The organism is Psychrobacter sp. ER1 (assembly GCF_048631835.1).
Taxonomy (GTDB): domain Bacteria; phylum Pseudomonadota; class Gammaproteobacteria; order Pseudomonadales; family Moraxellaceae; genus Psychrobacter.
Map to the genome: position 1 here is coordinate 1,341,048 of NZ_CP184640.1, position 20,444 is coordinate 1,361,491.

The window sequence follows — 20,444 nt, forward strand, 5'->3', positions numbered from 1 at the left end:
CGATCAAAGTGAGCAGTCAATGCCAATAGATTCTAGTACAGCCGATAATAAAAACCTCAAACAAATTATTTGTATTAAATGGGGTACAAAATACGGTGCTCATTATGCCAATAAGCTATACGGCATGGTTTCTCGAAATATTACGCCACCGTTTCGTTTTATCTGCTTTACAGATGACCCTACCGATGTCAGACCTGAAGTTGAATGTCAGGAATTACCGCTATTAGATGTGACTATGCCCACTAATACGTTAGGCAAGTGGCCCAAGTCTCGTTTGTGGGGTGAGAAGCTAGGTGATGTCACAGGTGTTGTTTTGTTCTTAGATTTGGATGTGGTGATAGTCGATAGTCTTGATCCATTCTTTGAGTATGGTGTGCCAGATGACGTTATCTTGTCATACAATCCAAGTAATCCTTTAGAGAAACTTGGACAGACCTCATGCTTTAGATTTCAAGTGGGTTCAATGGTTTCTTTACAAGAGAAATTTAAGGCAGATCCGCAAGGTATTGCTGATAAATATCGTTTTGAACAACGCTTTGTGACTCGTAATGTGCCGGGGGTGTAAAGATATTTCCAAAAAAGTGGGTCGCTCATTTTAGACGTAAATGTCGCCAACCTTTCCCTCTAAACTATTTTATCCCACCTAAAATCCCTAAAGGTGCCAGAATAGTTATTTTCCCAGGTGGTTTGTATCCGACAAATGCTATCAATGGACAATATACCTCTAAATCTGCTGATAATGCTGCTGACCATTTAAGACAGCTAAAAGACTCTAAAAACCTTAAGCATCCAATACGTCATTTACGTCACTTTATATTGCCAGTAGGTTGGGTTAAAGAGAACTGGAAAGAATAAAAAATTATTGGTACTGATAAACTGTACAACATCCACATATGGCAGGAGAACCTATGAGTAATGAAATTGTAAAAGTGTTTGTTGGCTGCGATCCTAACAATAGTGATCTAGAGCAGATGATGGTGCTAGATCACAGTATAAAAAGCACACGAGTATGGCGGTTGAAATCGTATGGATGCAGCTTTCTCGTGATCCTGACAGCTTTTGGTATTCGAACCCAGAAAAGGGCGAGGGATGGGATACTCGAAAATGGGCAACGCCTTTTTCGGGGTTCCGCTGGGCAATCCCTGAGTATTGTGATTTTAAAGGCCGTGCAATCTATATGGATGCCGATATGGTTGTGCTTAGCGACTTAAAAGAACTGTGGAATCACCCTATCCAAGGTGAGGGTGTAGTCGCGGCTAAAACAAAGGATGCCATTGCCCGTCTTTGTACTTGCGTATGGGATTGCCAAAAATCTCAGAAGGTTTTAACGCCTGTCAGTCAGTTAAAAGCTGATCCAGAAGGGCATAACAAGCTGATGAAACAGTTTAAAGAGCATCCAGAGCTAATCACTCCTTATATAGATAGTTATAACTGTATCGATGGTGAGGATTTAGATATTGAAGATATTAAAATTCTTCATTATTCTGACATGGGAACGCAGTTCAGTCATAAATACTCCATACCACGGTTAGAGAAAGAAGAAGGGAGGCATTGGTTTGATGGTGCAATTATGCCTCACCCCAGGCAAGAGCTTAGCGATTTGTTTGATACTTACTATAATGAAGCTATAGCGGCAGATTATAATTTAGAAGACTATCGTGTAGAGCCATTTGGTGTCATACCCAAGAAGTCACATAAGCGATATAAAGGTAATAAAATAACTCGACCAATAAAGAGTGGATTCTTATCTAAGTTGTTTAATAGATAAGCTTTTATAAAAACTCGCTCTATTGTTAAGTAGAGCGGGTTTTTAGAATGAATGTTATAGTAAAGAAGATAGTTAGTTAAGAGTAGAAATCAATAATCGCTTGTATAACACTTTTCTGCTCATCCCGAGTCAAACCATAAAAAATAGGTAGTCTAAGTAGTCTCTCGCTGTGGTTGGTTGTATAAGTATCTTCACCATGCATCCTGCCACTTTTTCTCCAGCTACTGATGTATGCAGAGGTATGTAATGAAAGACAGCAACTATCTCGCAGTCCTTTAAATGATTTATTAAGTCAGAGCGGGTCTGCATGTCTGATACTTTCATGTAAAACATATGAGCATTACATTTACAGTGGCTTGGTATAATAGCTAGTTCAATTTTACCTTTAGACTCAAGCATCTTAAGGTTTTCGAAGTAATAAGACCAGGAGTCTAGACGATTATTGTTTATCTCATTAGCTTTTTCAAGCTGTCCCCAAAGGTAAGCAGCTTGAATATCACTGGGCAGATAACTGCTGCCAATATCAACCCACGAGTACTTATCTACCATACCTCTAAAAAACTGACTTCGGTTGGTGCCTTTTTCTCTAATTATCTCGGCTCTTTCTTTAAACTGATCATCATTAATAATTAATAAGCCACCTTCGCCACCGCTTGTATAGTTCTTAGTCTCATGAAAACTATAAGTGCCTATATGTCCAATAGTTCCTAAAGCCTGACCTTTATAAGTACTCATCATGCCTTGGGCAGCATCTTCTATAACATAGATATTATGGCGGCTTGCTATATCCATGATGGTGTCCATCTCACAGGCAACCCCTGCATAATGAACAGGAACAATAGCTTTGGTCTTAGAGTTAATAGCTGATTCTATTTTAGATTCATCGATATTCATCGTATCAGGACGGACATCAACAAAAACCACTTTCGCTCCACGTAAGACAAAAGCATTTGCCGTGCTAACAAAGGTGTAGCTAGGCATAATCACTTCATCACCTGGCTGGATGTCTATCAAGAGGGCAGCCATTTCTAATGCAGCTGTGCAAGAAGGGGTAAGTAGCGCTTTTTTACAAGAAAGCTCTTTTTCAAACCAAGAGTGACAGCGCTTAGTAAAGTCCCCATCACCAGACATTTTCTCACTGCGCATGGCTTGTAAAACGTACTGGTCTTCATTACCAGTATATGGGGGTTTATTAAATGGAATCATTAATACTTTCTTCTTCTAAAAATGTCTTTTCTAATAGTAGTAAGTCCTGCTTTCTATCTTTAACTCTTCTAGCAGGGTTTCCTACGTATATACCCCATGCTTCTGTGCTTTTATTAACCAGCGTCATAGCACCAATTGAGCAGCCTTCAGCAATAGTGACACCAGGCATAATAATACTACCAGCACCCACAATTACTTGACGTTTAAGAGTTACCTTCTCCATTTTCTCATTCTTATATTTTTTGGAATGAGAGAGTTTACCATTGTCTCTCCGCTATAGTCGTCAGACTGTGAAAAAACTTTAACACCATATGCAAGCGTACAAAAGTCCTCAAGTTGAATTCCTTTTATGCCACCTGCTAGTAAGCACATAGGGGTGATATGGCAGTATGAACCAATTTGGATATGTCCAGATATGATACAAAAGTCATCAATTCTTGAGTTATCACCGATTTCAATTTGATCGGCATTATAAATACTAGCTTTATCGCTAATTTTTACATTTTTACCAAGAGACTTAAATCCCATCTCTCTTAATTGCTCAGAGTTTAAATAAGCCATCTTAGAAAAGTTCCGTAAGTTGTTGAATTAAAGTCTCTTTGGAAAAATACTGTTTAACTAATAAAACATTGTTTTCATGGTGACGGTAGTTTATATTATTGAAATCTTGAATATTGTAGATTTTTAAGCCTTTGTCCTTAAATAATCTCCATTGGCTGGTATCATCACGCATATATACTGTTTTTCCCAGGCCTAGTAAAGTAATGATATTACCTAATGCCTGCTGTCTACTGTTATTAAAAATCCCAATATCGACAGAACCTTGAAACTTTAGGTAATCATCAAATGGCATGAAGTCTGTCATTGGATAAAACTTATCGCTGAGCAACTCATTTCCTATTTTAATAACTTTTTGGCATGATTTTGGTCGCTATAGGAGAGTGGTGTGTATACTCGAAAATTATTGTCTTCAAATCGGGCTAGTTTTTCAATTATCTCTATATGATTGTTTGTACTATTAGCGGAGTTTCCCAGTTGAATGCTAACCTGGCTATTGGCTGACTTTTTAATTTCAACTGATTTATAGATATTACTGGTATACATTAAGCACTCTTTATACTCGCCCTGAGCGCCATACCACTCCCTAGCTAAATTGATATCACCTTGCATATAGGTAACGAGATAGCCCATTTTCTTAATGACAGGTCGTCTATATACCTCTCTGACACGCCATCTGCGATTGCGCTTGTCAAATTTATAAGTGTATAAGTCGTTTCCCCAAATTACCCAGTAACATTTCTTTAATAGCCAAGGAGATAAAAAAAGTAGTTTCACGATGCTAATATCAACCAGACTATGCAGTATTACTTTGTCGGCTTGATGCATCTTTATTAAAATCTGAGAATAATGCTTTAACTTAGACAGTCTTTTTTGTTAGGAAGTAAGTGTATGTTATCTGATTGAGGTAAGTCTTTTTCAGCCATACCTTTAGACAAATAGAACTCATGGCAATTAAAATCGAAGTTCTCTTTTACCAGCTCTATGAAACTTGGCATAAACTTTTCAGCTGAGCCTATATGTAATATCTTATGACTCATTATTGTGTCACCAGGTCTAATAAATATTGACCATAGCTGTTTTTGCTAAGTGCCTTGCCAATTCTTTCTAAGTCTTCTTTTTTAGCCAGCCATTGTGATAAGCAATTTCTTCTAAGCAAGCAATCTTGAACCCTTGACGCTTTTCAATGGTTTGCACGAACATCCCAGCCTCAATTAAACTTTCATGAGTGCCTGTGTCTAACCAAGCAAAGCCACGTCTTAGCAGTTCAACCTTTAGATCTCCACGCCGCATATACATTTGATTAATAGTGGTGATTTCAAGCTCACCTCTATCTGAGGGTTTTACCTGTTTAGCAAACTCTATAACATCATTGTCATAAAAGTATAGGCCAGTCACTGCGAAGTTCGACTTAGGGTTGGTAGGCTTTTCTTCTATTGAAATTGCTCTTTTATTGTCATCAAACTCGACCACTCCAAAACGTTCAGGATCTTTCACCTGGTAGCCAAATACAGTAGCCCCAGACTTCTGATTCACCGCATTTCGTAATAAGGGAGTTAGACCGGGTCCATAAAAAATATTATCTCCCAGTACTAAACACACGTTACTGTCGCCGATAAAATCTTCACCAATAATAAATGCTTGTGCTAACCCATCTGGGCTCGGCTGCACTTTGTATGTAATTTCAATGCCTAACTGGCTACCGTCTCCTAACAAGCGCTTAAACCCATCGATATCCTCGGGTGTACTGATAACCAGTATCTCTCGAATGCCTGCTAGCATTAAGACAGATAGTGGATAATAGATCATCGGTTTATCATAGATTGGCAAAAGCTGTTTTGAGACACCTTGAGTGATTGGATAGAGTCGAGTGCCTGAACCACCTGCTAAGATAATTCCTTTAGTAGCCATTAAGTTTTTACTCCCAGTCTTTCGCGTTGATAGCTGCCATCTTGAACACGGCGACACCAATCTAAATTGTTTAAATACCACTCAACTGTTTTACGAATACCACTTTCAAAGCTTTCTACTGGAGTCCAACCCAAATCATTCTTAATCTTGGAGGCATCAATAGCATAACGTAAATCATGCCCAGGACGATCTTCAACAAAAGTAATTAATTCTTCATAAGATTGATTGTTCGATTGAGGCTTTAACTCATCTAAGATGTGGCAAATCGTTTTTACGACTTCAATATTCTGCATTTCATTGTGGCCACCAATATTATAAGTTTCGCCAATAGCTCCTTCAGTCACAACTTTATAAAGTGCTTTTGCATGATCTTCAACATAAAGCCAGTCACGTATTTGGTTACCTTTACCATAGATAGGGAGTGCTTTTCCATCTAATGCGTTCAAGATAACTAGAGGTATCAGTTTTTCTGGAAAGTGGTAAGGGCCATAGTTGTTAGAGCAGTTAGTGATAACAATAGGCAGACCATAGGTTCGATACCAAACACGAACCAAGTGATCTGAACTGGCTTTTGAGGCAGAGTAGGGAGAGCTTGGAGCGTAAGGAGTCAACTCAGTAAATAAATCAGTAGTACCTTCTAAATCCCCATACACTTCATCAGTAGATATGTGATGAAATCTAAATTGAGATTTCTTATGCTGGTCTAAGCTTTGCCAGTACTTCCGACTAGCTTCTAGAAGCGTATATGTACCAACGATATTAGTGTTTATAAATTCAGAAGGGCCATCAATTGAGCGATCAACATGTGACTCAGCAGCAAGATGCATGATTAGATCAGGCTGGAATTCACTAAAGGACTGCTCGATAGCTGCCGCATCACATATATCTATTTTTTGAAAAGTATAGTTGGGATTGCTTTCAACTTCGACCAGTGATTCTAAGTTTCCTGCATAGGTTAATTTATCAATATTTAAAATCTGATGGTCAGTATTCTTGATTAAGTAGCGTATAAGAGCGGACCCGATAAAGCCTGCTCCGCCTGTAATGAGAATATGCATATAATATCTTTTAAAATTTAGTTGATATGAAGTTACGTAATCAGTTGCTGTGCAAGAATTTGCAAGACTAAGCAAAGAAGCTTCTTATCAAGAATCTAATTAATCACAGAATATAGGGCAATACCAATGGTAGCGATAAGAACGACACCCGCTATTCTATTACGACGACGAATTTTCTGACGTCTTAATTTAGTTTGCCCGCGGCTGGCTTGATATTGCTCGATATATATCTCACCCTCATAGTCCTTATCAAAGATTTTGATATAGCCAGCAGGTAAAGGCTCAACTGAAATTTTATTTTCAAATTTAATCATTGCTTCATCAAGGCTGTCTTGATCAACCTGAGTTTCTTTGCCATCTACTTGCTCAGCGATCCATTGCTTTACTAACGCTTTGGTTAGCTTAGTGTTTCTAAAGAACATAGTACTAGCTAGGTAGTCGTGCGACATACCTGGCATACCTTTGGTTTTATAAAATGCAACATCTGCAGTTATGTCATTAAAGTAGTCAATCGGTTTTTTAACAATAGCATCTGCATCTAAATACAAGATATCCTTGTTTGTGAACTTGTCTAAACACTCTAGTACAAAATGTGGTTTAAGACATGTGTTAGCTTCCCAATAGCCCGCATCCTCAACTTCACTAAAGTAGTAGCTAATATTAAACTCATCTAGAGAGGACTTTAAACGCATAGCATGCTCTTGATAGCTTGCAGTATAAAAGCAGCAGACAATGAAGCTTTGATTATCGCTAACATTAGTAATAGAGTCGGTTTGAACTAATTCGCTCATAAAATTCTCGATAAGTTAAAAACAAATTGAATGGTTATTTGATAAACTATTAGATGAATAAGGTGGCAGAGTTTCTCTACTAGGTTTTTATACCCACCATTGTGATTTTTCATCTTTATGTAAACTTTTTACTAAAGAAAAGGCGGTGCCTAAGGCCTGAACTTTATCAAATACAAATAATAAAATTTTTGCTGCTAACGGGTCTAACTTTTTAAAACCCTCATAACGTTCTCGCATATTTCTAAGCGTATCGTCTTTACCAATACGGAAGTACGTTAACCCATTATATAAGGTCAAATGCTCGGCATATAGAGCATTTATATTTTCCTCATGGGTGGTCTTTATGTCTTTCAATCCGCACAAGTATGTTTGCGTTTCATATACTTTAAGTGTATTTACCAGTGTAGTCACATTGAGCAAAATCGCAGAGCGTAGAGGATCCGTTGAATGGTCGACAAAAGTATCGCATGCAGATACTATCCAGCGTAAAGATAGACTGTTCAATAAAAATCAGACTCAGCCTCCCATAACCTTTCAAACTCTTTAAAAGTTTCTTGCAGTTTGTATCCACGGCGTAAAAGAATAATTAATGTGGCATGATAAAAACAGATTTCTGGCTGATTAATAAACTCTGCCTTGACCTTATTAAGATGATCAGATAGATTTTTAAACGCGGTTTGTGAGCATCTTCTACCAATTCAACTTCGTTTTCTGTTAGGATTTTGGCTTTCATATCTGCATAGAATTTATTAGAGTAACTCGATAGAGCTTCGCTGGCACCCAACTTTTTTCACTAGCAAATAGTAGAACTGCTTTTCTTTTCCATCCAGACAACTCTTTCATTGAGTCATCACTCCTCTTGTTTATTTTAAAGTTCTATATGTTTCTAAATAAACCCTTAGATACAGGAGACTTATTAGTAACTTTAACCCCATGCTGATTATACACTTTACCCATCAAGTCAAATGAGGGTACGATACGATCGGTGATGGCCTTATCAAGTTTACAAGGGGCAACCTCATCTTTACTTTCATAAAATCTAGGTTGGCTGCTATTAATTAAGTCAATGCCGTATAAGTTAATGTGTTTGGCTCCCAAAGTATAAGCCAATTGGGCAGCGACAAAAGCTACCGTGCCAGCTTCAACAAAGCCATTTTCTATATTTAAAGAAACGCCAATAGGTTTAGGGTAGCTTGTAGAGTCGATTACAAAGTCTTGATGGTCTTTAAACTTATTCAAAGAAAGTTTTTTCTTAGCTACTTTGTCCAGTATAGGAAGAGACTTTAAAAGGCTAGTTTTATTATTAACAAGTAACGGTCTATCTACAGGGTAGATTATATTAATAAAATCGTGATATTTTTCTATGAGTTCAGGTAAGCTCTCTGCAAGCGAATATAGAACTGGCTTAGTAATGAACAAGGGTTGACCAGAATATATATTCTCTATGATTTTGGGATTATGTTTAATGAATCTATCATCACTAATCACATAGCCAATTATTTTAGCAAAGTTAAAATTTTCGAGTAGAGTAATACTGCCATTAACAAAAATAGTAGGGCTATCTAGAAAGTCCTTGTCATAATTCATATTACTTATTGAAGGGCCAGAGGCTATTATATTGACAGACAAATCCTTATAGCTAACTAAATCGTTTTTCTGTGTAAATCTGACAATAGAATATGAATTATTAAAGGCTTTAATTTCAACATACTTTGGAGGTTTCATAAGATAGACTTTTATTCACAGTTTGGCAATCAAATATATTGTTTAGTATATATAAAAGCATTAAGTATAATTATAGTTCCAGTCTACTTTTTAATAAAACTATTGATCGTTACCAAATAAATCTCTGGTAAATACTTTATCAGCCACGTCATTTAGCTCATCTGCCCTACGGTTAGCGACAATGATATCACTGATAGACTTAAATTCTTCTAGATCCCGAATGACTCTTGAGTTGTAAAATAGATCTTCTTGTAAAGCGGGCTCATATACAACTACCTCAATTCCCTTGGCCTTGATTCGCTTCATCACACCTTGAATAGATGAAGCTCTAAAATTATCTGAGCCACTTTTCATTGTCAATCTATGTACACCGACGATCTTAGGGTTTTTAGAAATTATAGTATTGGCTATAAAGTCTTTACGAGTCTTATTAGAGTCAACAATAGCTTTAATTAGATTGCTTGGAACTTCATCGTAATTGGCCAATAACTGCTTGGTATCTTTTGGTAGGCAGTAGCCACCATAACCAAATGAGGGGTTGTTGTAATGACTACCAATACGTGGGTCTAGCCCTACACCTTCAATAATTTGTCTGGTATCAAGTCCGTAAGTTTGAGCATAAGTATCGAGTTCGTTAAAGTAAGCCACACGCATTGCGAGATAGGTATTTGAAAACAGCTTAATAGCTTCCGCCTCAGTTGATTCAGTATAAAGAATAGGAACATCTTTTTAATAGCACCCTCAAGCAATAGCGTAGCAAATTGCTTAGCTTTTTCTAGCTGACCACCGATAATAATTCGAGAAGGGTAGAGGTTATCATGTAGAGCTTGACCCTCTCTCAAAAATTCAGGTGAAAATATAATGTTTTTTGTAGATAGACGATCTTTTAGATTTTCGGTGAATCCAACAGGAACCGTAGATTTAATAACGATTAATGCATTTTTATTGACTGCGAGCACCTCATCGATAACTGATTCAACACTTTTGGTGTTAAAAAAATTTGTCTCAGGGTCATAATCGGTTGGAGTAGCAATAATTATGATATCAGCATGTTTATATGCTACTTTTGCCTCTAAAGTTGCATTAAAGTTAATGCTTTTGTTGGCTAAGAAGTCTTCAATATCTTTATCTTCAAGAGGTGATTGCTTGAGGTTAAGCAGGTCAGCTCTTTCAGGAACAATATCAACAGCTATGACCTCGTTATGTTGTGCAAGCAACATAGCGTTAGATAATCCGACATAACCTGTACCTACTACGGTGATATTCATGAAGAGTCCAATGTTATAGGTGGTTGATTGTTTTCAAGAAGTTATGACTTAACCTGCAGCATCTATTGGCATAGTTTCTTATTTAAACTCATTGCCAATGCTCCTTCAACCAAGGGCTTGGCTTGACATGACGATACCATTTACCACCGTCTCCAGCTATCGCATCTGGTGGATTAATCTCCCCGTGGAAGATGACGATTTTTGCGCCGTCAGGAAGTTTTGGTGCTCGTATCAAATTAAAAGGAAGGGGTGCAATACACTGATATTTAAAGCTGACGCACCATTCCTTATTCCAGTATTCTAAATGGTGATGTTCACGTAAATAGTTTGATAGATAAGCCTGTTCATGGCGTACTTCTGAGCTGATTTTAGCAAAGTTTTGCTCAAAGTTATTTAGCAAATTGGGGTAGGTGTTTTGACCAATTTTAAATCGGTACACTGAGCTGTTACCCACCATGCGCCATGGCTTTTTCCAGTCACGGATAATGACGACACTATCATCATGCTTGGCTTCATAAGTGAAAAAGCATCTATATTATCGACGATAACAATATCAATATCTAAAAATAGTGCGATACCTTTTAGACCATATAATTCAGTTTTAAAGGTAGTAGCTTTTTCCAGCCGCGTTCAGGTAGCCCAGCTGGTAGATTAAGCTCAGGAATAGGATAGCATTGAACGGCAGGGTCAATACCAGTGCTGTCATCGGTGAGACAGAGCATTTGAAAGTCTAAAGTCAAATGTCTGCTGACCATATTGTATAAGCGATTGACATATTCAGGACCATACTTGTCACCCCATTTCATACAGATGATATAACGCTGTTCAGCAGCATTTGTACTGGTTTGCTTAGGGCCTATAGATGAGGTCTTAGTTACGTCAGATGTCATAATGCACTCGTATTGAGATAATAGTCAGATAAATGAAGGACTAATAAAAATAAAAAAATATAGAGTTCAGCCAATATTAACATAGCTGTGACTGATGGTATGTCTAAATAGTGCAACGTTAGGTTAGTGATGACTAATGATTGTCGAGCTTAGTGTTATTATTTTTAACATTGTCGCTTTTAACGTTGTCATTTTTAATGCTATCGTTGATATCGCTAGCAGAACGATTAGAAACGTTAGAATGGTGAGATTGGATAAAGGCTGCTAAAGTCTCTTTATTTTTTCGGTAAGGATTGCCTAAGTTTGGTATACGCTTAAAACGTCGATAGCCCCACATATAATGACTGTAATTGTCTGTAATCATACGCTCCATGGCCTGATTGAGAGCATGAGTCGCCACTTCAGCATTGCGGTCATACAAGGCTGGATCATCGAGTTTGTAGCAGTAAATGTCAAAACCGCGTCCATCGGTACGGCGAATACAAGATAAGCCAACCAGCGCACATTTGGTTTTACTTGCCAACTTGGAGGCAAGGGTACTAGTCAATGTTTTGATACCAAAGAACGGAACGACAACGCCGCCTGATGGCTCTGGAACGTGGTCGGGCAGTACAATACTAAAACCACCTTGCTTGAGTGTTTTAAACACGGCTTTGACGCCGCTCCCATCAGTAGGTACTAAAGTCGCGTTAAGTCGCGCTCGACCCTGAAGGATAAACTCATTAGCGAATTTGCCATCAACTGGCTTATACATAATGGTTGGCGCACCAAACTGGTTGAGCCAAGCATTCATCATCTCCCAAGTGCCGAGATGCGGTACGATAGCAAGCATACCATTTGGATTGGCAAGACCTTCTAAAAAATGTCTTTATTATGGACATCACTAATCTGAGCGATACTCCACTCAGGAGGCATCGCCCAGCTTTTTATAGATTCAATACTGGTCAAACATTGATGATAAATAATGTCTTTGGTCAACGCGCGCTTTTGCTGCTCAGACAGTGTATGAGTAATCAGCGCCATATTGATCTGAATGGTACGCATGATACTTAGACTGGGTATCTTAATGATAACCCACGCAACAAAACGTGCCAGCATCTGCAATACAGACAATGGCACGACTTTGAAAATATGATACGGATTCATGACCACTCACATGGTAATGAATCACGTAACAGGCATTGTAGACAGCAACCGCGCATCATCAAACGATTTATTCAGCAGGCTTGTTGGTATCAGCCTGTGCTTTTTCACGCACACGGATACCAAGCTCACGTAGTTGTTTGCTATCAACGCCAGCAGGTGCTTGGGTCAATGGGCAGTCAGCTGTTTTGGTTTTTGGGAAGGCGATAACGTCACGGATAGAGCTTGCGCCTACCATCAACATAATCAAACGATCCAAACCAAACGCTAGGCCGCCATGCGGTGGCGCACCGAATTTTAGAGCATCAAGTAAGAAACCGAATTTGTCTTCAGCTTCTTGCTCACCAATACCCAAGGCTTCAAGTACAGCTTGCTGCATATCGTAAGTATTGATACGTAAGCTACCACCACCAATCTCAGTACCGTTCAATACCATGTCATAAGCGATAGAAAGGGCAGATTCTGGGTTGTTTTTCAACTCTTCAACTGAGCCTTTAGGCTTAGTGAACGGATGATGCATTGACGTCCAACGACCATCGTCAGTCTCTTCAAACATTGGGAAGTCAGTTACCCAAAGTGGTGCCCATTCACAAGTCGTCATTTCAAGATCTAGACCGATTTTTTGGCGTAATGCACCAATCGCATCATTCACGACACTTGCTTTGTCCGCACCAAAGAAGATAATGTCGCCATCTTCTGCAGCAGTACGCTCGATCAAGCTCACAAGCACATCATCAGTCATGTTTTTGATAATTGGAGACTGTAGGCCAGACTCTTTATCCACACCGTTGTTGATGCTGCTAGCGTCATTGACTTTGATATAAGCCAAACCGCGTGCGCCATAAATACCAACAAACTTGGTATAAGCATCAATTTGCTTACGGCTTAATGATGCGCCACCAGGGATGCGTAGGGCAGCCACACGACCTTTAGGATCGTTCGCAGGGCCAGCAAATACCTTAAAGTCAACGTCTTTCATCAAATCTGCAACATCAACCAACTTTAGAGGAATACGTAAGTCAGGCTTGTCTGATGCATAGTCGCGCATGGCTTCTGCGTAAGTCATACGCGGGAACTGCTTGAACTCAACGTCCATCATTGTCTTAAACAAATGCTTGATAAGACCTTCGTTGATGTTCATGATTTCTTCCTCATTTAAGAAAGAAGTCTCAATATCAACCTGAGTAAATTCAGGTTGACGATCGGCACGTAAATCTTCATCACGGAAGCATTTAGCAATTTGATAATAACGGTCAAAACCTGACACCATCAATAATTGCTTAAATAGCTGTGGTGACTGCGGCAAGGCAAAGAAGTTACCTGGACGAGTGCGTGATGGTACAAGATAATCACGCGCACCTTCAGGCGTTGCACGAGTCAAGATAGGCGTCTCAACATCCAAGAAGCCATGATCATCTAAATAACGGCGAATCGCTGACGTTGCCTTGGCACGGAATACCATACGCTCTTGCATTTGCGGACGACGCATATCAAGATAACGATACTTTAGACGCAGGTCTTCAGATACAGTCGTTTTTCGTCATTCAATGGGAATGGCGGCGTTTCAGACTTAGCCAGTACTTCAATTTCTTTGCCCAATAGCTCAATCTGGCCACTGGTCATATTATTATTTTCAGTACCTTCATAACGGCGACGTACACGGCCAGTTATCTTTAGCACGTATTCAGGACGTACAGCATCAGCAGCTGCGAAAGCTTCTGGGGTATCAGGGTCGACCACGACCTGTAAGATACCTGCGCGGTCACGCATGTCTAAGAAAATCACGCCACCGTGATCGCGACGACGATGTACCCAGCCTACGATACTAATGGTTTGCTCAAGCAAGCTCTCGGTTACGGCTCCGCAATACTCGTCTCGGTATTCGCTATGCGTCATAGTGCTTTGCGTCATAATATGGTTATCCAGTTATCAGCCCAATTCGAAGTACAATAATGCAGCCATTGTTGTGCGTTTCAAGCTATTTGCCAAAAAACACACAAACAACGCGATCAAGACAAAGGGTCATCACGTTGGCTGCAGAAAATTTGATATAAACGCATATTATGCCTAATCTGTCTTTGTTATACAACCGGCTGAGGTCAATCAAAGAACGGGAGTCTGCAAGTATCTGACGTATTTATTCAGTGATATTTATATTGGGTTAAATATTGTCATCATGCTTGAAAACACCGCTTAGTGTGCACATATCAACCGCACGCTAATAAAAACAGCCATATCAATATATTTACTGACTTGAGGATTTGTAACCATGCTATTTCATCCCCTAAAAACCCTGTCGAGCTTAAAATACGCCACTTAAATGATGCTCAAAAGCAGCGCCGTGAAGATTTGATGGAAGCCACCCAAGGCAAAGCTGCCCTCAAACAGTTCAAAAAAGTCATGGCCAAAAAAGCTAAGCAAGCATTGAAAGCAAAAACTAAAAATAAGAAAAAACATACTGATGATAAAGCACAAGTTTTTGTGCTCGATTTTGATGGTGATATCAAAGCAACTGCGGTCAAACATTTGCGTGAAGAAATCAGTACTTTAATTAGTACCGCAAATAAAGGTGACGAAGTTATCGTCCGTCTTGAATCAGGCGGCGGCTTGGTACACGGTTATGGTTTGGCCGCAGCGCAATTGGTTCGCCTAAAGGATGCTGGCTTAAAATTGACGGTCTGTGTCGATAAAGTGGCGGCAAGCGGTGGTTATATGATGGCCTGCGTTGCAGACAAGGTAATAGCCGCACCATTCGCTATCATTGGTTCAATCGGCGTGGTGTCGCAGCTGCCAAACTTTCATAAATGGCTAAAAACCATGACGTTGATTATGAGATGTTTACCGCTGGTGACTACAAGCGTACGGTAACTGTATTTGGTGAAAATGATGCCGAAGACCGTGCCAAATACCAAGAAGAGCTAGAGCAGACGCATGAGCTATTTAAGCATTTCGTTAACACGTATCGTCCAGAACTCGATGTTGCCAAAGTAGCTACGGGTGAGCATTGGTATGGCGAAGATGCATTAAAGCTTAACCTGATTGATAGTCTACAGACTTCAGACAGCTATATTTTAGAGCGTATGGAAGACAACGAAGTGTATGCACTATATTCACGTCAGAAGCCGACGTTAGCAGAAAAGTTAGGATTGCGCTCAAGCAGCAGAAGCGACACTGAGCATGGCCGTAGATAAATTACCTGATGCACTTGCACGTTTTGATTTGAACAGCCGCCTAAATATTCTGAAATAATGTTAGTTATCATTATGATAGTTAAATAATGGTATTTCAGCGCTCAGAAGTTTTTGGATACATTGTTTATATTTTGTAAAAGGCGTGGCCTAGCTGGTCGCGCCTTTTTGCTGTTTATTGACAATTGCTGTGTTATAAATGTAGCACACGGAAAACAGTATACGTGCGTACACTAAAGCTCTAGTAGAGCTTTTTATCAACATTTGATTTAGACAATCAATAAAGAAAAGGAAGTCATTTATGTCTAACGACAATTTAATGTTTACCGCAACAGAACATGGTCAAGCCATGCATGCCAAAGTCAAAGCGTTCATTGAAACGAATATTGAGCCTATCGAAGCCCAATTCTGGGAAGATTGTCATAAGAAAAACCCTGATGGTAATTGGGAAAACTGGGAATGGCCAGAAGCCTACGAAAACCTGCGCAAACAAGCACGTGAAGAAGGCTTATGGAATTTATTCCTGCCAGATGACACACTAGGTGCAGGACTGTCAGTCACTGATTATGCGCCTATTGCAGAATTGACTGGTCGTAGTTTGCTAGCACCTCATGTATTTAATTGTAATGCACCTGATAGCGGTAACATGGAGCTGTTATGGCGCTACGGTACTCAAGAGCAGCAAGACAAGTGGCTTACCCCAATCCTAGAAGGTAAGACACGCTCTGTATTCTGTATGACTGAGCCTGACGTGGCGTCAAGTGATGCAACCAATATGCAAGCAACCGCCGTAGTAGATGGTGATGAGATTGTCATCAATGGTAGCAAGTGGTGGTCATCTGGTCTTGGTGATCCAGCGGTTGATGTCTTGATTGTGATGGCATATACCGCTGATGAAAGTGCAGACCGTCATCATCAGCATTCGATGGTGCTTGTACCAGTCAACACTCCGGGTGTGAACATCAAACGTATGCTGAAAGTGTTTGGTGATTATGATGCACCGCACGGGCACGGTGAAATTAGCTTCGAGAATGTGCGTGTGCCAGTCAGCCACTTTATTGGTGGACCTGGTAAAGGCTTTGAGATTGCACAGGGTCGTCTAGGGCCAGGCCGTATCCATCATTGCATGCGCTGTATCGGTGCTGCCGAAAAATCTCTTGAATTAGCAGTCAAGCGTGGCATGTCACGTACTGCCTTTGGTAAGCCGTTACTACAACTGGGTGGTAACTTTGAGCGTATCAGCGAGGCCCGTATCAAAATCGACCAAGCACGCTTGCTGACATTGTACGCCGCTCAAAAAATGGATGCTCAGGGCACCAAAGCCGCATTGACGGAAATCTCTGCTATTAAAGTAGTGGCGCCAACTGTGCTACAAGAAGTCGTCGATATGGCGATTCAGATTCATGGTGGTATGGGCGTCTGCCAAGATACCTTGTTACCAAACTTTTATGCGCAAGCACGTGTACTACGTTTAGCAGATGGTCCAGATGAAGTACATAAAACCATGATTGCCAAACTAGAATTGAAACGTCAGGGTTTTAGTCGTTCTGCTAAATCTGACAAAGCTTAGTCTTAAGTTTGATCTTAACAAACGGTTGTGTGAGTTAGTTTCGATTTGCTCACGCAACTATCAAGAATAAGCCAATCAACATGCTAATTAAGAATTCACTATTAACGACTTAGTAGTGAATTTTTCATCACTAGAGCGAGTCCTCATCTCCAAAATAGTAAGAAGAATGAGATAAACTGAATTGAGAACTAGCTCTCATATCTGTTATAAAAATAAATGACCACATGATAAGGAATGTCTCATGGCAACTGATAATAAAGTACTAGACAAAGGCGGTGCCGTACGCGAGGGTGAAGAGCTTGATGCCAAAGCAGTCAGTGAATGGCTTCGCGATCAAGGTGTCGACGTGGTAGGCAAGCCTACGGTCACTCAGTTCTCAGGCGGCGCATCAAACTGGACGTATCGACTACAATATGAAGGTGAAGATAAAAACCAAGATCTCATATTACGTCGTCCACCAAAAGGTACCAAAGCAAAATCTGCCCATGATATGGTGCGTGAGTACACCGTTCAAAAAGCGTTAAAAGATGCTTATCCTTATGTACCTGAGATGATTGCGCTATGTACGGATGAAGCTGTTATCGGCGCTGATTTCTATGTGATGGAGCGTATGGAGGGTATTATCCCTCGTGCAGAATTACCAGAAGGTATCGATCTAAATCCTGAGCAAACGCGTCTGCTTTGCACCAATGTATTAGACGCTTTGGTAGAGTTACATCAGATAGACTATACCGAACATCCTGATTTGGTCAATTTGGGCCGCGGTGAAGGTTACTGTGAACGCCAGATTAGTGGTTGGGATAAACGTTATGTCAAAGCAAAGACGCCAAACGTACCGAGCTTTGCACTGGTCAGACAATGGCTTGCTAAGCACACACCAGCTGATAGTAAAACCTGTATTATTCATAATGATTGGCGTTTTGATAACGTCATACTTGACGCAGATGAGCCGACCAAAGTTATTGGCGTGCTTGACTGGGAGATGGCAACCCTTGGCGATCCATTAATGGACTTGGGTAGTGCGTTAGCTTACTGGATTGAAGAAGATGACAATATCATCATGCAGCAATTCCGTCGTCAGCCAACACATTTAGAAGGCATGATGACACGTGATGAAGTGGTTGAATATTATCTAAAACAGTCAGGTTTAGAGATAGATAACTGGACCTTTTATGAAGTGTTCGGATTGTTCCGCCTCTCAGGCATTATTCAGCAAATCTACTATCGTTATTATCATAAGCAAACCACCAATCCAGCTTTCAAAAATGCTTGGCTCGTTATACATGTCATGCATGCTAAATGTTTGAAACTAATTGCGCAATATGAAGGCGAAGCCTTATTCAATGCGTATGTTCAGCCGCATTTAGAAGACATAGGTGTAGATGCTGCTGCTATCGAGCAGTTGCCAAGCCCTGTTCAAAAAGTGGTCAAAAGTATTTTACCAAAAGGTTATTTTGCAAAAGCACCTGACTCTCCTGAAGCGTAAGCATTCAGCAAACTGTACTTTAGCAAATATGATAAAAGGTAATAATTTATGACAACCATACTTTTAGCACGTCATGGCCAAGCGTCTTTTGGACAAGAAAACTATGATCAACTCTCAGAACTAGGCACTGTTCAGGCACAAATGTTAGGTCAGCACTATGCAGCTACGCAGCGCCGTATTGATGCCATATTTACTGGTAGGTTGGTTCGGCAGCAAGACTCAGCACGTCATTTTTGGGAGCGTTACCAATCGTCTGTACATGCCAATAATAGCGATGGCACAGCTACTGCGCCCGCAATCAACTTTGATCAGCCTGATAGTTATATTCTGCCGCAATTTGATGAATTTAATCATAAAGACGTGTTCGTTAAGTCAGCATCGGCATCGGGCAATCGATCTGACATCTCAGCTGAAATTGCCAAAGCAGAATCGCCAGCCACACGACTGGCTGAGCTATTTGATCAAGCGATGCAGCGCTGGCATGCTGGTGACAATGACCAAGATTATCTTGAAAGTTGGCCACAGTTTAATGATCGTGCACAGCAAGCCCTTGAACAAGTACGTACAAAAGTAGCAAGTATGAGCTTAGATCAGGACAGCACCGTACTCGTATTCACTTCAGGCGGCGTCATCGCTGCAATCACTGCACAGTTATTGCGACAAGGCAGTCAGACCGCTTATCAGCTGAATAAAAGCTTGGTTAATACGGGTGTGACCTCTATTACTTTAAAAAATCAAAGTTCTCGCTTATTGTCTTTAAATGAATACAGTCATTTATTCTCTGATGGTAAACCGTTTGTGACATGGCGATAAACTTGCGTGTAATTTTGCGAATAATGTAGTGTCATATCTGCTTAAAGTATAAGCACTATCAGCGTTTATACTAAGAAATACCGATTTGATTCTGTGCAATATCGATATACAAAGGACTGTACATGCAAAACAAATTAATAAAATTGGTTGCTAAAAGTGCGCGCCATAGCAAAAACCAGATAGTAGGCGCGGTTCGACCTGCAAGCTATCTAAAAGGCTTGAGTAAGCAGCAAGTAGGCAACGGTAAAACGGTGCTTATCACAGGTGCCAGTTCAGGTCTGGGCGAGGGTATGGCAAGACTGTTTGCTAGCCTTGGCTACAACTTGGCAATATGTGCGCGTCGCACTGATCGTTTAGAGCATTTAAAATCGGAGATGATGAAGAAATATCCTGATATCCGAGTCGAATACCAAGCACTAGATGTGAGTGATTATGATACGGTTTTTCAAGTATTTGATGCTTTTGCAGATGATTTCGGTAGCATTGAGCGAGTAGTGGTCAATGCTGGCATTGGTGATAGTCGCCGCATTGGTAAAGGGCATTTTGAAACCAATCGTCGCACTGCCGATGTCAATTTTGTCGCCGCACTGGCACAGTGTGAAGCCGCCATGAATATCTTCCGTGCTCAGAACAATGGCCATTTGGTCGTGATATCGAGCATGTCAGCCATGCGTGGATTGCCTAGGCATCTGACAACCTATGGGGCAAGTAAAGCTGGCTTGGCTCATTTAGCAGAAGGCATTCGTGCTGATATGCTTTTGACCAATCTTCCTATCAAAGTTTCTACAATTTACCCGGGCTATATTCGCACCGAAATCAATGAAGGGTCTAAGCCATTACCATTTGAAGTCGATACAGATACTGGTACTAAAGCCATTGTCGCAGCTATCGAAGCGGGCGTAGATGAAGCCTGTGTACCGAGCCTGCCTTGGTCTATGGTCAGTCATGCGATGAAGCACTTGCCATTACAAGTAATGAATAAACTAAGCTAATCAAATTGGTTTTCCTAAGGTAGAAAAGGAGAAGCCTACTACAATAATAGTAGGCTTCTTCTATTTGCTCTGAAATA

Annotated in this window: 15 protein-coding genes and 7 pseudogenes; 8 read left to right on the forward strand and 14 right to left on the reverse strand. The window is 40.2% G+C overall.

Features of this window, described 5'->3' with window-relative positions:
- Nucleotides 1-19 precede the first annotated feature (19 nt).
- From ACOBWA_RS06115 to ACOBWA_RS06125, 3 genes and pseudogenes are all read left to right on the forward strand, one after another.
- Nucleotides 20-565: a hypothetical protein gene (locus tag ACOBWA_RS06115; protein WP_420230508.1), complete on the forward strand. Its 546-nt coding sequence runs from the start codon at nt 20-22 to the stop codon at nt 563-565.
- Nucleotides 566-687: 122 nt separating this feature from the next.
- On the forward strand, nt 688-855 hold the full coding sequence (locus ACOBWA_RS06120; RefSeq protein ID WP_420230509.1) for a hypothetical protein: 168 nt from the start codon (nt 688-690) through the stop codon (nt 853-855).
- 53 nt (nt 856-908) lie between these two features.
- A pseudogene (locus tag ACOBWA_RS06125) lies at nt 909-1,768 on the forward strand (glycosyltransferase).
- Nucleotides 1,769-1,897: 129 nt separating this feature from the next.
- Here the strand turns inward: ACOBWA_RS06125 and rffA are convergent.
- From rffA to aspS, 14 genes and pseudogenes are all read right to left on the reverse strand, one after another.
- Nucleotides 1,898-2,974, reverse strand: a complete 1,077-nt coding sequence (rffA, locus tag ACOBWA_RS06130; RefSeq protein WP_420230510.1) for a dTDP-4-amino-4,6-dideoxygalactose transaminase — start codon at nt 2,972-2,974, stop codon at nt 1,898-1,900.
- Complete coding sequence (locus ACOBWA_RS06135; protein WP_420230511.1) at nt 2,961-3,197, reverse strand: acyltransferase; 237 nt, start codon at nt 3,195-3,197, stop codon at nt 2,961-2,963. Before ACOBWA_RS06135 ends, rffA begins: the two co-directional genes overlap by 14 nt.
- Nucleotides 3,185-3,535 carry an acyltransferase gene (locus ACOBWA_RS06140; RefSeq protein ID WP_420230512.1) on the reverse strand — a complete coding sequence of 117 codons (351 nt, stop codon included), beginning with the start codon at nt 3,533-3,535 and terminating at the stop codon, nt 3,185-3,187. The genes ACOBWA_RS06135 and ACOBWA_RS06140 overlap by 13 nt, the downstream gene beginning before the upstream one ends.
- 1 nt (nt 3,536) lies before the next feature.
- Nucleotides 3,537-3,863: a hypothetical protein gene (locus ACOBWA_RS06145; protein ID WP_420230513.1), complete on the reverse strand. Its 327-nt coding sequence runs from the start codon at nt 3,861-3,863 to the stop codon at nt 3,537-3,539.
- An 8-nt stretch (nt 3,864-3,871) separates the two neighbouring features.
- A complete protein-coding gene (locus tag ACOBWA_RS06150; protein WP_420230514.1) occupies nt 3,872-4,360 on the reverse strand; it encodes a TDP-N-acetylfucosamine:lipid II N-acetylfucosaminyltransferase in 489 nt (162 codons plus the stop codon).
- A 211-nt stretch (nt 4,361-4,571) separates the two neighbouring features.
- A pseudogene (gene rfbA, locus ACOBWA_RS06155) lies at nt 4,572-5,443 on the reverse strand (glucose-1-phosphate thymidylyltransferase RfbA).
- Nucleotides 5,443-6,501, reverse strand: a complete 1,059-nt coding sequence (rfbB, locus tag ACOBWA_RS06160) for a dTDP-glucose 4,6-dehydratase (RefSeq protein WP_173239630.1) — start codon at nt 6,499-6,501, stop codon at nt 5,443-5,445. Before rfbB ends, rfbA begins: the two are co-directional and overlap by 1 nt.
- Before the next feature lie 95 nt (nt 6,502-6,596).
- Nucleotides 6,597-7,292 carry a putative nucleotide-diphospho-sugar transferase gene (locus ACOBWA_RS06165; protein ID WP_173239631.1) on the reverse strand — a complete coding sequence of 232 codons (696 nt, stop codon included), beginning with the start codon at nt 7,290-7,292 and terminating at the stop codon, nt 6,597-6,599.
- A gap of 87 nt (nt 7,293-7,379) precedes the next feature.
- The gene (locus ACOBWA_RS06170; protein WP_420230515.1) at nt 7,380-7,703 is read right to left on the reverse strand and encodes a hypothetical protein; all 324 of its coding nucleotides are present in this window, start codon (nt 7,701-7,703) and stop codon (nt 7,380-7,382) included.
- 465 nt (nt 7,704-8,168) lie between these two features.
- A complete protein-coding gene (locus tag ACOBWA_RS06175) occupies nt 8,169-9,017 on the reverse strand; it encodes a hypothetical protein (protein ID WP_173239633.1) in 849 nt (282 codons plus the stop codon).
- 99 nt (nt 9,018-9,116) lie between these two features.
- Nucleotides 9,117-10,285, reverse strand: a pseudogene (locus ACOBWA_RS06180) (nucleotide sugar dehydrogenase).
- Nucleotides 10,286-10,373: 88 nt separating this feature from the next.
- A pseudogene (locus ACOBWA_RS06185) lies at nt 10,374-11,091 on the reverse strand (glycosyltransferase).
- A gap of 217 nt (nt 11,092-11,308) precedes the next feature.
- Nucleotides 11,309-12,321: pseudogene (locus tag ACOBWA_RS06190) on the reverse strand (lysophospholipid acyltransferase family protein).
- A gap of 67 nt (nt 12,322-12,388) precedes the next feature.
- Nucleotides 12,389-14,214, reverse strand: a pseudogene (gene aspS, locus ACOBWA_RS06195) (aspartate--tRNA ligase).
- 373 nt (nt 14,215-14,587) lie between these two features.
- On the opposite strand from aspS, the pseudogene sohB reads away from it, so the two are divergent.
- The 5 genes and pseudogenes from sohB to ACOBWA_RS06220 all read left to right on the forward strand — a co-directional run bounded on the left by sohB (nt 14,588) and on the right by ACOBWA_RS06220 (nt 20,367).
- Nucleotides 14,588-15,567 (forward strand): annotated as a pseudogene (gene sohB, locus ACOBWA_RS06200) (protease SohB).
- Between the two features lie 258 nt (nt 15,568-15,825).
- Nucleotides 15,826-17,076, forward strand: coding sequence for an acyl-CoA dehydrogenase family protein (locus ACOBWA_RS06205; protein ID WP_227526716.1), 1,251 nt, complete (start codon nt 15,826-15,828; stop codon nt 17,074-17,076).
- A 241-nt stretch (nt 17,077-17,317) separates the two neighbouring features.
- Nucleotides 17,318-18,562, forward strand: a complete 1,245-nt coding sequence (locus tag ACOBWA_RS06210; RefSeq protein WP_420230516.1) for a phosphotransferase family protein — start codon at nt 17,318-17,320, stop codon at nt 18,560-18,562.
- Between the two features lie 48 nt (nt 18,563-18,610).
- Nucleotides 18,611-19,375: a histidine phosphatase family protein gene (locus ACOBWA_RS06215; RefSeq protein WP_420230517.1), complete on the forward strand. Its 765-nt coding sequence runs from the start codon at nt 18,611-18,613 to the stop codon at nt 19,373-19,375.
- A gap of 290 nt (nt 19,376-19,665) precedes the next feature.
- Nucleotides 19,666-20,367, forward strand: a complete 702-nt coding sequence (locus tag ACOBWA_RS06220; RefSeq protein WP_420230732.1) for an SDR family oxidoreductase — start codon at nt 19,666-19,668, stop codon at nt 20,365-20,367.
- The last annotated feature ends 77 nt before the right edge of the window (nt 20,368-20,444 follow it).